The organism is Pseudomonas sp. NCHU5216, assembly GCF_052156495.1.
Lineage (GTDB): Bacteria > Pseudomonadota > Gammaproteobacteria > Pseudomonadales > Pseudomonadaceae > Aquipseudomonas.
In genome coordinates, this window is record NZ_JBQLIX010000071.1 from 1 (window position 1) to 12,489 (window position 12,489).

General features: G+C 63.5%; 7 protein-coding genes. All 7 read left to right on the forward strand.

The genetic code is table 11. The features are described 5' to 3' along the window. Positions 1 to 158: 158 nt before the first annotated feature. The 7 genes from ACSVIK_RS25620 to ACSVIK_RS25650 all read left to right on the forward strand — a co-directional run bounded on the left by ACSVIK_RS25620 (position 159) and on the right by ACSVIK_RS25650 (position 12,335). Positions 159 to 2,195: a hypothetical protein gene (locus ACSVIK_RS25620; RefSeq protein ID WP_442446949.1), complete on the forward strand. Its 2,037-nt coding sequence runs from the start codon at positions 159 to 161 to the stop codon at positions 2,193 to 2,195. Positions 2,196 to 2,406: 211 nt separating this feature from the next. Further along, positions 2,407 to 7,638, forward strand: a complete 5,232-nt coding sequence (locus ACSVIK_RS25625) for a DNA repair ATPase (protein ID WP_442446950.1) — start codon at positions 2,407 to 2,409, stop codon at positions 7,636 to 7,638. Continuing rightward, positions 7,635 to 8,186: a rhomboid family intramembrane serine protease gene (locus ACSVIK_RS25630; protein WP_442446951.1), complete on the forward strand. Its 552-nt coding sequence runs from the start codon at positions 7,635 to 7,637 to the stop codon at positions 8,184 to 8,186. The genes ACSVIK_RS25625 and ACSVIK_RS25630 overlap by 4 nt, the downstream gene beginning before the upstream one ends. 12 nt (positions 8,187 to 8,198) lie before the next feature. Then, positions 8,199 to 8,888: a phospholipase D-like domain-containing protein gene (locus ACSVIK_RS25635; RefSeq protein WP_442446952.1), complete on the forward strand. Its 690-nt coding sequence runs from the start codon at positions 8,199 to 8,201 to the stop codon at positions 8,886 to 8,888. Positions 8,889 to 9,043: 155 nt separating this feature from the next. Continuing rightward, the gene (locus ACSVIK_RS25640; protein ID WP_442446953.1) at positions 9,044 to 10,207 is read left to right on the forward strand and encodes a diguanylate cyclase; all 1,164 of its coding nucleotides are present in this window, start codon (positions 9,044 to 9,046) and stop codon (positions 10,205 to 10,207) included. 85 nt (positions 10,208 to 10,292) lie between these two features. Next, a complete protein-coding gene (gtfA, locus tag ACSVIK_RS25645) occupies positions 10,293 to 11,732 on the forward strand; it encodes a sucrose phosphorylase (protein WP_442446954.1) in 1,440 nt (479 codons plus the stop codon). A gap of 63 nt (positions 11,733 to 11,795) precedes the next feature. Continuing rightward, positions 11,796 to 12,335 (forward strand): YaeQ family protein, encoded by a 540-nt coding sequence (locus tag ACSVIK_RS25650; protein ID WP_442446955.1) that lies wholly within the window; start codon positions 11,796 to 11,798, stop codon positions 12,333 to 12,335. Positions 12,336 to 12,489 lie beyond the last annotated feature (154 nt).

The following is a 12,489-nucleotide window of genomic DNA, read 5'->3' on the forward strand; positions in this document are numbered from 1 at the left end:
TGTTGTAAATGAGCATTTTGAGGCTGTTTTTAACGCAGCAATGGCAACGCAGGTAGTTTTTCAACAGCCTGCTAGCCACAATCCCTACGTAATAGAGGGCTGGCAGGGTAAGGCCTCATCGACCCCGTCTGCACAATTAGCAAAGGAGTGAAGCAGTAATGGAAAATATCATCCCCTTCATCATCGGGGCCGGGCTGGTCGTCCTCTTCCTGATCGCCCTGATTGCCTTGTTCAAGGCCTTCTACATCAAGGTTCCACAAGGCACCGCGTTGATCGTCAACGACATGAGTTCGACGCCCAAGGTGCACTTCACCGGCTCCTTGGTATACCCGGTGATTCACCTCAAGGAGTTCATGAAGATCTCCCTGATCACCCTGGAGGTGGATCGCCGCGCCAAGGACGGGCTGATCTGCCGTGACAACCTGCGCGCCGACATCACCGTGGCCTTCTACCTGCGCGTCAACGAGACCCAGGAAGACGTGCTCAAGGTGGCCAAGGCCATCGGTGTGGATCGCGCCTCCGACCGTGGCGCGGTCAACGAGTTGTTCAACGCCAAGTTCTCCGAGGCGCTGAAGACCGTCGGCAAGCAGTTCGATTTCGTCCAGCTATTCGAGAACCGCCAGGATTTCCGTGATCGCATCGTCGAGGTGATCGGCAACGACCTCAACGGTTATGTGCTCGAAGACGTGGCCATCGACTACCTGGAGCAGACCTCCAAGATGTCGCTGGATCCGAGCAACATCCTCGATGCCGAGGGTATCCGCAAGATCACCGAGCTGACCGCCGCGCAGAACGTCATCACCAACGAGCTGGAGCGCAACGAAGAGCTGGCGATCAAGAAGAAGAACGTCGAGACCCGCGAAGCCACCCTGTCGCTCGAGCGCCAGCAGGCCGATGCCGAAGCGCGGCAGAAGCGTGAGATCGAGACCATCCGCGCCCGTGAGGAAGCGGAAACCCTCAAGGTGCGCGAAGAAGAGCGCCTGAAGGCCGAGCAGGCACGCATCCAGACCCAGCAGGAGCTGGACATCCGCGCCGAGAACCATCAGCGCGAAGTGGAAGTGGCCCAGCAGAACCGCCAGCGTGCCGTGGTCATCGAGGTGGAGAAAGTCACCCGCGCCAAGGATCTGGAAGTGGTCGCCCGTGAGCGCGAGGTGGAGCTGCAGCGCATCGAGAAGGAAAAGGCGCTGGAGGAAGAACGCAAGAACATCGCTGGGGTGATCCGCGAGCGCGTGGCGGTGGAGAAGACCGTGGCGCAGGAAGAAGAGCGCATCAAGGAAGTGCGCGAAGTCTCCGAGGCCGAGCGCCTCAAGCAGGTCGCCGTGCTCAATGCCCAGGCCGAAGCCGAGCAGGAGCTGGTGCGCCAGGTCAAGCAGGCCGAAGCCGACGAGACTCGCTCCAAGCACAAGGCCGTGGAAATCAACACCCTGGCCCAGGCCGAGCTGGAAGCAGCCGCCAAGAGCGCCGAGGCCAAGAAGAAACTGGCCGAAGGGATCGAAGCCGAGCGTGCCGCGCCCGGTCTGGCCGACGCCAAGGTGCGCGAAGTCACCGCTGCGGCGAAGGAGAAGGAAGGTCTGGCCGAGGCTCGCATCGAAGCCGAGCGCCTGATCGCCGAAGCCAAGGGCGAGCAGGAAAAAGGCCTGGCCGAAGCCCGCGTGCTGGAAGCCCAGGCGACCGCCAAGGAAAAAGACGGCCTGGCCGAAGCCAAGGTGCTGGAAGAAAAACTCAGCGCCCAGGCCCGTGGCGAAGAGCAACTGGGTCTGGCCAAGGCCAAGGCGACCAAGGAGCAGGGCTCGGCCGAGGCCGCGATTCTGCTGGAGCGCCTGAGCGCCGAAGCCGAAGGTCTGGGCAAGAAGTTCGGCGCGCTGGATTCGCTCAGCGACGCCGCCCGCGCTCACGAAGAGTTCCGCATGCAACTGGAGAAGAGCTTCGAGGAGGCCATGGCCGCCATCGACGCCAACAAGGACATCGCCAAGGACCAGGCCGAGGTGCTGGCCGCGGCCATGGCCAAGGCGAAGATCGAGATCGTCGGCGGCGAGGGCGATTTCTTCAACTCCTTCGCCAAGTCGCTGTCGGTGGGCAAGGCCATCGAAGGCGTGGTCGGCAAGAGCCCGGTGGTGCAGGACGTGATCTCCCGCCTGCTGGCTGGCAAGGCCGCGCCGGTGAACGCACCGGGCGCCGATTCGGAACAGGCCTGAGCGATCTGCCTGTAGGGTGGACAACGCGCAGCTTGTCCACGCGCTCTGCGTCGCCAATGGTGGACAAAAAGAGCGTTGTCCACCCTACCGGCCACAGCCTGCCGTGCCTTGTGGGAGGGGCTTCAGCCGCGAGCCTCCCACGCATTTTCCAGAGCCCTCGCCCTGCTGAGCGGGCGAGGGAGCTCGATGCCGCCTATCCAGGAAGAACACGATGTCGGACGTACAGACACAGGACGTATTGGACAAGGCTGTCGCCGAAGGCGGCGCCTACGAGGTGTTGCACAAGCGCCTGCAGGAGCAGGGCCAGCGCCTGCGTGCTCTGACCGAAGCGCTCAACGGCCAGCGCCTGGCCGAGTTCGGCAGCAGCGCCATGGAGGCCATCGGTCGGGTGCGCATCCGCACCGAGAACAACTGCATCGCCCGCGATATCGTCCAGGTCGGTGATTGCCTGCTGTTCGGCTACAACGTGTTCATCGGCCTGAAGAAGGAAACCAGCGTCGCCGACGTGTTCTCCCTCTACCGCCTGGTCGAGGGCGCCGAAGGCTACGACGCCGAGCCGGTGCCGCTGGACGGCAGCTTCCTGGCTCAGGCCAGTTTCGTCGCCGACTTCAACGAGCTGTACACCTACTACAAGAACACCCGCCTGCTGCAACTGGCCATTCGCGATGGCAAGCTGCTGGCGAGCTTCCAGATCGGCGAACGGGTCAGCGACATCCGTGTGTTCCGCTGGTCGATCTCGGTCGATGGGCGCGAAGTGCGCTATATCGACAACCGTGGCGAGCGTGATATCGCGCTGCCGGCGCCGTTCGACTTCGAGTGGCAGAAGACCTCGCGCGAGATGGTGGTCATGGGCCGCCATCCGCACCTGAACATCCTCGATACCGTGTTCGTCGAGACCGTCGGCGGCGACCTCACCATCAAGGTGGAGAACAACACCCAGGATGGCCTGGGCATCTACCGCGAACCAGTGGTGGACAAGACCCAGTCGCTGGACGACGCGCAGATCGAATATGCCCGCCTGGGCAGCCTGATCCTGCTGAAGATCCTGCCGTACCGCGAGGAGCAGTGGCGTTACCTGGTGTTCAACAGCCTGACCAATCAGGTCGAACGCATCGACGCCATCGGCCTGGCCTGTGTGCAGTTGCCGGAAGACCACGGCATCATCTTCCCCGGCGGCTACTACCTGCAGAGCGGCGAGTACAAGACCTTCGACCAGCCCATGGGCGGCATGCGCTTCAAACGCTCGGTACGTTCGCCCAATGGCGAGGACGTGCAGTACATCTTCTACCACCCGGAAGAAGGCCGTTCGGCGCTGTTCACCTACAACATGATCAACCGCCAGTTGCACAACCCGATCTTCGGCCACGGCTACGCGCGCCTGGAAGACGGGCGCATGGTGATCTTCTCCGCCGAGGGCAGCGAGCCGACCCGCATCCACCCCATGCAGATCTGGCAGACGCCGTTCGAGAGCGACGATTACGCCGCCCGCCAGCCGGCGCGCAGCGGCTTCTTCGGGCGTATCGGCAATGCCGAACTGGTACGCGGCGTGTCCGACCTGCTCAACCTCAGCCGCGAGATCGACAGCCGCGAAGTGTCGGTGGCGCGCTACACCCAGCTGTGCCAGAACACCCGCCGTCTGTTCGACGTCTATCACTGGCTGGGCGATGCCCAGTGCGCCGAGCTGGCGCCGCTGCTGCGCGAGATCGCCGCTACCGGCGAGCTGGTGCTCGATGAATTCGAGAAGGTCGAGAGCATTCGCCAGCAGTCCGCCCGCGCCATGGCCGAGGCCGAGACGCGGCAGAAGACTCTGCTCTCGGGCCTATTGGTGGATAGCTGGGACGAGGTGCAGCACTTCGTCGAAGCACTCAATGCCATCAATGCCCAACGCGGCCAGTTGCTGACCATCCGTGACTACCGTTACATCGACGTGGCGCGCATCGACGCCATGGAAGCCGAGCTTCTCGAAGCGCAGGAGCGCGTGGCCACGGCCACCTCCGCCTTCCTCGCCAGCGACGCCGCGCTGCAACCCTACGTGCAGCGCCTCGGTGAACTGGACGGCCTGGCGCAGAAGGCCGAGAGCGTCACCCAGTTGAACGAGCCGCTGGCCGAGATGCAGGCCATGGCCGGCAACCTGGACATGCTCTCCAGCCTGATGGCCTCGTTGAAGATCGACGACGCCACCCAGCGCACCGCCATCGTCGAATCGATTTCCGAGGTCTATGCCCACCTCAACCAGGCCAAGGCGCGTGCCGAACAGCGGCGCAAGGGGCTGGGCTCTGCCGAGACCGTGGCGCAGTTCGGTGCCCAGTTCAAACTGTTCAGCCAGGGCATCACCAACGCCCTGGCGCTGGCGCAAGACCCGGAGAAGTGCGACGAGCAGTTGTCGCGCCTGCTGGTGCAGCTCGAAGAGCTGGAAAGCCAGTTCGGTGATCACGAAGAGTTCTTGAGCGACATCCTCGGCAAGCGTGAAGAACTGCTGGAAACCTTCGAGTCGCACAAGCAGAGCCTGCTCGATGACCGCCAGCGCCGCGCCCAGGGTGTGCTCGACGCCGCCCAGCGTATCCTCGACAGTCTGGGCCGGCGCACCGCGCGCCTGACCCAGATGGAGGAACTCAACGCCTTCTTCGCCGCCGACCCGCTGATTCTCAAGCTGCGCGAGATGGCCGAGCGCCTGCGCGAGCTGAAAGACAGCGTCAAGGCCGATGACGTCCAGGCACGCCTCAAGGCCGCCCGCGACCAGGCGGTGCGTGCCCTGCGCGACAAGAGCGAGCTGTTCGAGGAAGGCGGCAACGTCATCAAGCTCGGCCCGCGCCACCGCTTCAGCGTCAACACCCAGGAACTCGACCTGACCCTGATGCCGCGCGGTGATGCGCTGTATCTGCACCTGACCGGCACCGATTTCCTCGAACCGCTGCATGACGAGACGCTGGACGGCCTGCGCGACTACTGGCAGGTGTCGCTGGAGTCCGAGTCGCCCGCGCTGTACCGCGCCGAATATCTCGCCGGGCTGGTGCTCGATGCCGCCGTGGCCGGCCGTGAAGGTCTGAGCCTGGATCTGCTCAAGACCCATCTGGCGCAGCCGGAAACCCTGACCCGGCTGATCCGTGACTTCGCCGCACCGCGCTACAAGGATGCTTACGAGAAGGGCATCCACGACCACGACGCCGCGTTGATCCTCACTCAATTGCTGCCGCTGCGCGAAAGCGCCGGCCTGCTGCGCTACGCGCCGGCAGCGCGGGGTTTCGCCGCGCTGTTCTGGAACCGTTGGGGGGCAGACATCGAGGCCGAGCTATGGCCGGAGCGGGCGCGCAGCAGTCTGCACCTGCGCCAGTTGTTCGGCAGCGAGGATGGCGTACAGCGCCTGCGCGAAGAGATCGACGCGGCCATGCAGCGCTTCCTCGCCCAGCACCCGCTGGTGGTGGACGCCGCACAGCGCCAGGCGGCTGCGGCCTATCTGGTGGAGGAACTAGCGGCCAAACCTATCGAGTTCAGCTTCAGCAAGTACGCCCGGCAACTGCTCGACAGCCTGCAGCAGCGCATGCAGGCCAGCCACGTGTGGGACGACTACCGCGCCGCACTGGACAACCTGCGTGGCCGCCCCGTGCAGCGTTGGTCGCTGGCGCAGACCTGGTTCGACGGCCTGTGCGCGCAGGACGCCGCCATGGCCGAGCTGGCCGACTATGTGCCCGAGGCGATCGCCGTCAGCCTGCTGGATGATGAATTCCCCCGGCGTTTCACCGAAGTCGATCTGCGTTTCACCGTCAGCGGTCTGCTTGGCGACCATCCGCGTGTGCAGGACGGCACCCTGCTGCTGGCCATCGACGACTACTTCGCCCGTCTGCGCCAGCACTTGGATCACTTCGTGCCGCAGCTTTCGCGCTACCAGGCGCTGCGCCAGGAGGTGATCAACCGCGAGCGCGCGGCGCTGCGCCTGAGCGAGTTCAAGCCACGGCCGCTGTCGTCCTTCGTGCGTAACAAGCTGATCAACGACGTTTACCTGGGCTTCATCGGCGACAACCTGGCCAAGCAGATGGGCACCGCCGGGGAGAACAAGCGTACCGACCTGATGGGCCTGTTGATGCTGATTTCGCCGCCCGGCTACGGCAAGACCACGCTGATGGAGTACGTGGCGCACCGCCTCGGCCTGATCTTCATGAAGGTCAACGGCCCGGCGCTGGGCCACGAGGTGCGCTCCATCGACCCGGCGCAGGCGCCGGACGCCACCTCGCGCCAGGAGCTGGAAAAGCTCAACCTGGCGCTGGAGATGGGCAACAACGTGATGCTCTATGTCGACGACATCCAGCACACCCACCCCGAGTTCCTGCAGAAGTTCATCTCGCTCTGTGACGGCACGCGGCGCATCGAAGGCGTGTGGAAGGGCAAGACCAAGACCTACGACATGCGCGGCAAGAAGTTCTGCGTGGTGATGAGCGGCAACCCGTACACCGAGTCCGGCGACGTGTTCAAGATCCCCGACATGCTCGCCAACCGGGCCGATATCTACAACCTCGGCGACACGCTGGGCGGCATGCAAGAGGCTTTCGCGCTGAGCTACATCGAGAACAGCCTGACCTCCAACCCAGTGCTGGCGCCGCTGGCCACCCGCGACATGGCCGACGTCTACCGCTTCGTGGCCAAGGCCGAGGGCAAGCCGTTCTCGGCCAACGAACTGAGCCACACCTACAGCGCCGCCGAGATCAACGAGATCACCTCGACCCTGCAGCGTCTGATGCAGGTGCGCGACGTGGTCGGTCGGGTCAACCAGCAGTACATCGTCAGCGCCGCGCAGGCCGACAGCTACCGCACCGAGCCGCCGTTCAAGCTGCAGGGCAGCTACCGCAACATGAACAAGATGGCCGAGAAGATCAGCTCGGTGATGAACGATGCCGAACTGCTGCAACTGATCGCCGATCACTACCAGGGCGAGTCGCAACTGCTCACCACTGGCGCCGAAGAGAATCTGCTCAAGCTCGCCGAGCTGCGCGGCAACCAGACGCCCGAGCAGGCCGAACGCTGGGCGCAGATCAAGCGCGACTTCATGCGCAACAAGGCCATGGGCGGCAGCGACAGCGATGTTGGAGGGCGTGTGGTGGCGCAGCTCAATGATCTGGTGGAAAGCGTGCGTGGCCTGGGCGCCACCGCCAAACCGGTCAGCGAGACGCCGAGCATTCCCTGGGAGCAATTGCTCGCCGGGCTGGACAAGCTTGGCAAGCTGCACCCGCAGGTGGAGGTGGTGGCGCCGCCGCAGCCAGGCACGCAGAAACTCCTGGAAAGCCTGGCCGATACGCTGGAAAACAGCTTCCTGCCGCTGATCAAGGCGATGGACAAGAAGATCGACATCGATTTGCGCACCCACAATCGCATGCTGGAAATCTCCACCCAGTTGCGTGACCTCGGCACGCTGCTCGGCCAGGAGCAACGCAGCGATGACGAGGCGCCGTGAGACGAGGTTGGCTGGTCGAGCTGCGCCCGCTGCTGCTGATCAGCGGCGTGATGCTGTTGGTGCAACTGATCAATGGCGCCCTGGGCGGCGCCTTGAATGCCTGGGGTTTGCTGCCTCGGCATATCGAGGCGCTGCCGGGCATTCTTCTCGCGCCCTGGCTGCATGGCAGTTGGGCGCATCTGCTCAGCAACCTCAGCGGCCTGCTGGTGCTCGGCAGCCTGGTGCTGCTGCGCTCGCGGCGTGATTTCTTCTTCGCCAGCGCCTTCATCATCATCGGCAGCGGGGTGCTGGTCTGGCTGTTCGGCCGCACTGGCCTGCACGTCGGCGCCAGCGGCTGGCTGTTCGGCTTCTGGGGCCTGCTGCTGGCGCGGGCCTGGTTCGAGCGCAGCCTGCTCGATCTGTTGCTGGCGGTGCTGGTGTTCTTCCTCTACGGCGGCTGGTTCTTCGGCCTGCTGCCGCGTGCCGGCGTTTCTTTCGAATACCACCTGGCGGGGGCTTTCTGTGGCGTTCTCTATGCCGCCTTGAGCCGCCGCCGTCTCAAACGATAAAAGGGACTTTTCATGGACTTCAACCGCCTCGATCAGCAACTGCGTGACAGCCTGGCCGACCTGCGTCTGAGCAACGAGGAGCGCGACGAGCTGCGCCAACTGGGCAGCGAGCTGAGCAGCGATCAGGTGCGCTTCATGCGCAATCGCGCCTTCGCCCTGGCCCGTGAGCTGATGCAGGAACCGGCCAATGTCGAGCCGGTGCTGAAATGGCTGGAGCAGGTGGTCAAGACCCTCGATAGCGTCGGTAATGCTCCGCGCGTGGAACATGCCACGGCGCACTTCAGCCCTGGCGAGAGCTGTCGGCGCAAGATTCGCGAGCTGTGCCGCCAGGCGCGCAAGAGCGTGGAGATCTGCGTCTACACTATCTCCGACGATCAGCTCAGTGAGGAAATCCTGGCCTGCCACCAACGCGGCATCGCCGTGCGGGTGATCACCGACAACGAAAAGCAGTTCGATGTGGGCAGCGATATCCAGTGGCTGCGCGACAAGGGCGTGCCGCTGCGCATCGACGCCGGGCCTTATCACATGCACCACAAGTTCGCCCTGTTCGACGGCCGCCTGCTGCTCAACGGCAGCTTCAACTGGACGCGCAGTGCCAGCACCAGCAACGAGGAAAACCTGTTGGTGATCGACCATCCGCAACTGGTGTCGGCCTACGGCCGTGAGTTCGAGTCGCTGTGGGCGCGTTACGAAGGCAATTGAGTAAAACCTGGCTTTCGTGACTTAGCGGCGTTGCTCAACCGATGTGGTCCGTCACCTGTGGTGGGGCTGGCGGTGACTGCCCAGTGCTTTGAACTAACGGTTGTGGCTATCTGCCATAATCTCGAATCGCATCATGCCTTGATCGAGTTCCCTTGATGTTCCAGTTTCACCTGCCTTCGCTGCTGGTCGCCAATACCTCGGTCATCACCCTGTGTGGCTTGCTGCTGTTGTTCACTTGGCTGCGTGGTCGTGAGCAGCGCTTGTTGCTATGGGCGGGCATCATGCTGTTGCTGGCCAGTGCGGGACTGATCCTCAATGCCTTGCGTGGCATGGGAATGGACTGGCTGCCGATCATCATCGGCAACATGCTGCTGTTGCTCTGTGGCGCGATGAACTGGACCGCCATGCGTCTGTTCTGCGGGCGCAGCCCCCGCTATGCATGGGTGCTTGCCGGTGCTCTGCTGTGGTTGGCAGCCTGTTTCTGGCCGGCTATTTATGACAGCCTGCAAGCTCGTGTGCAGGTCAATGCCGTGCTGATTGGGGCGTACCTGCTGGCTGCGCTGCTGGAGTTGTGGCGAGCACGTTCGCAGTTGGATGTTTCGCCAACTCCCGCCATGATCCTGATTGGTCTTCACCTCATCTTCATCACGTTGCGGGCACTGTTGAGTCCCGGGGAGTCGGCAGTTGCGCTGCAGAACAGCCCGCTGTTCGGTTATCTGTTGATCGAAAGCTTGCTCTACGCCGTTGGCATGGCCTTCGTCATCTTGTCGATGGTCAAGGAGCGTGCCGAGCAGGGCCTGCGCCTGGCTGCCTATCGTGACGTGCTGACCGGCGTCGCCAATCGGCGGGGGTTTCTGGAAAGTGGTGAGCGCCTGCTGGCGCTGTGTCGGCGTCAGCAACGGCCGCTGGCGCTGTTGCTGTTCGATCTCGACCATTTCAAGCGCATCAACGATGGTTTCGGCCATGCTGCCGGGGATCAGGTGCTGGTCGACTTTGCCACGCTGGTGCAGGGCCAGATGCGCAAGGAAGACATCTTCGCGCGGATTGGCGGTGAGGAGTTCGCTTGCCTGATCGTGGCTGATCGGCAGCAGGCCATGACGATGGCGGAACGCATTCGCGCTGACTTCTTTACCCTGGAAAGCAACGGCCTGACGCGCAGCGTCAGCATTGGAGTCTCTTTCTGTGCAGATGCTGAGTGTGATCTGCAATGGCTGCTGGCGCAGGCCGATCAGGCCCTGTACAGCGCCAAGCATCAGGGGCGCAACCGCGTGCAGTGTCTGCCGATCGGCGATTGGCTGCCGGCAGAGCCGGCACGTTAGCCCCACGGCATGTCGCCGTCTCCTTGACAGGCTTGGTGATCTTGGCGTACGCCTTTGTCAGACCATCGAAGATGCCGGGGGGCTCATGACGCTGCGCAATGCCGTTCAACTGATCACCTATCCCGATCGCCTGGGGCGTAACCTGGGGGAACTCTATCAATTTCTCGATCGGCACCTGGGCGATGCTCTGGGCGGTGTGCATATCCTGCCGCTGTACCCGTCCAACGCCGATGGCGGCTTCTCGCCGCTCACCCATATGGAGGTGGATCCACGCTACGGCGACTGGGCGGATGTCGAGCGCATCTCCGCGCGTTTCGACCTGTGCGTCGACCTGGTGATCAGCCATATCGCCGACGAGTCGCCGGAGTTTCTGGACTTCCTCGCCCATGGCCAGGATTCGCCCTACGCAGAGCTCTTCGTGCAGGTCGATGGTCTCGGCGAGATCACCCATGACGACCTGGCCAAGATCCATATCCGCAAGGAGAAGGAGCCGTTTCGCGAGGTGCATCTGGCCAATGGCGAGACCTGCCGGGTCTGGTGCACCTTCACCGAGCGGCAGATCGACCTCAATTACGACTCGCCACAGACCTACCAGTTGATGGAGCAGTACATGGCCTTTCTCGCCGCGCGCGGGGTCAAGCTGTTCCGTCTGGATGCCTTCGGCTACACCACCAAGCGCATCGGCACCAGTTGCTTCCTGGTGGAGCCGAACGTCTATCGCATCCTCGAGTGGTTCCGCGAAACCGGGGCCAAGTACGATGCCGAGATGATGCCGGAAGTGCATGATCACATCAGCTACCAGTACGCCATCTCGCGGCGGCAGATGCGCCCCTACGGTTTCGCCCTGCCGCCTTTGGTGCTGCATGCCCTGCTCAGCGGCAGCAGCCGCTACCTGAAAAATTGGCTGCGCATGTGCCCGCGCAACCAGGTCACCGTGCTCGATACCCATGACGGTATCTGCATCCCGGATGTCGAAGGCATGCTGCCCGAAGCGCAGATCCAGTATCTGATCGACGAAGTCTCGACCCGCAGCGCCGACCCCATCCTGCGGCGCTCGGCGGTGAACGTGCACAGCGTCGGCGCCATCTATCAACTCACCTGCACCTTCTACGAGGCCTTGATGCGCAATGACGAGGCCTATATCGCCGCCCGCGCCATCCAGTTCTTCGTGCCCGGTATCCCGCAGGTGTACTACGTCGGCCTGCTGGGCGGCTGCAACGACTTCGACCTGCTCGAGCAGACCGGCGAGGCGCGTGACGTCAACCGCCATTACTACAGCCTGGAGGAAGCCGAGCAGGCCTTGCAGCAGCCGCTGGTGCAGCGCCTGCTGGCGCTGATGCGCTTTCGCTGCCAGCATCCGGCCTTCGAGGGGCGCTTCGAGCTGAACTATTCGACGGATGATCAACTGCTGCTGGCCTGGCGTCATGGTGAGCATTACTGCCGCCTGCACCTGGATCTGAGCAGCCTGCAGGCGATCATCGATTACACCGACGAGCAGTTGCGGATCACCCGCATGACCTGTTGATGGTCGGCGGGGCCATGCTTTCGCGGTAGACTGGCGCTCTTTCGACCAGTCAAGAAGCCCGCCATGGCCCTGCCATCGACCACCTACAAGATCGAACTGAACCTCACCGACATGGATCGCAGCGTCTACGAGAACCTGCGCTTCACCGTCGCTCGCCATCCTTCGGAGACCGAAGAGCGTCTGGCCGCACGGCTGATCGCCTATGCGCTGTTCTATCACGAGCAACTGGCCTTCGGTCGTGGCCTGTCGGACGTCGACGAGCCGGCGCTGTGGGAAAAGAGCCTGGACGATCGCGTGCTGCACTGGATCGAAGTTGGCCAGCCCGATAGCGAGCGCATCACCTGGTGCTCGCGGCGTACCGAGAAGTTCAGCCTGGTGGCCTACGGCAACCTGCGCGTGTGGCAGGGCAAATGCCTCGACCCGGTGCGCAGTCTGAAGAACATCAACGTGGTCGCCCTGGGCCAGGAGGCATTGGCCGACCTGGCGCTGGACATGCCGCGTTCGCTGTCCTGGAGCGTGATGATCAGCGATGGTGAGCTGTTCATCACCGACGAGCGCGGCCAGCATGAAATCCCGCTGGAGTGGTTGGCTGGTCAGCGTTGAGCTGCTGCAGTTCCCTCTCCCCTCGGGGGAGAGGGCTAGGGAGAGGGGGATTTCGGCGGCTCGGTGTTGCTGGATTGGGCCCCGGCCCCCCCGCCCCCCCCCCCCCCGCGGGGGGGGGGGGGGAGACGCCCCCCAGATAATAAACCCAACCAAC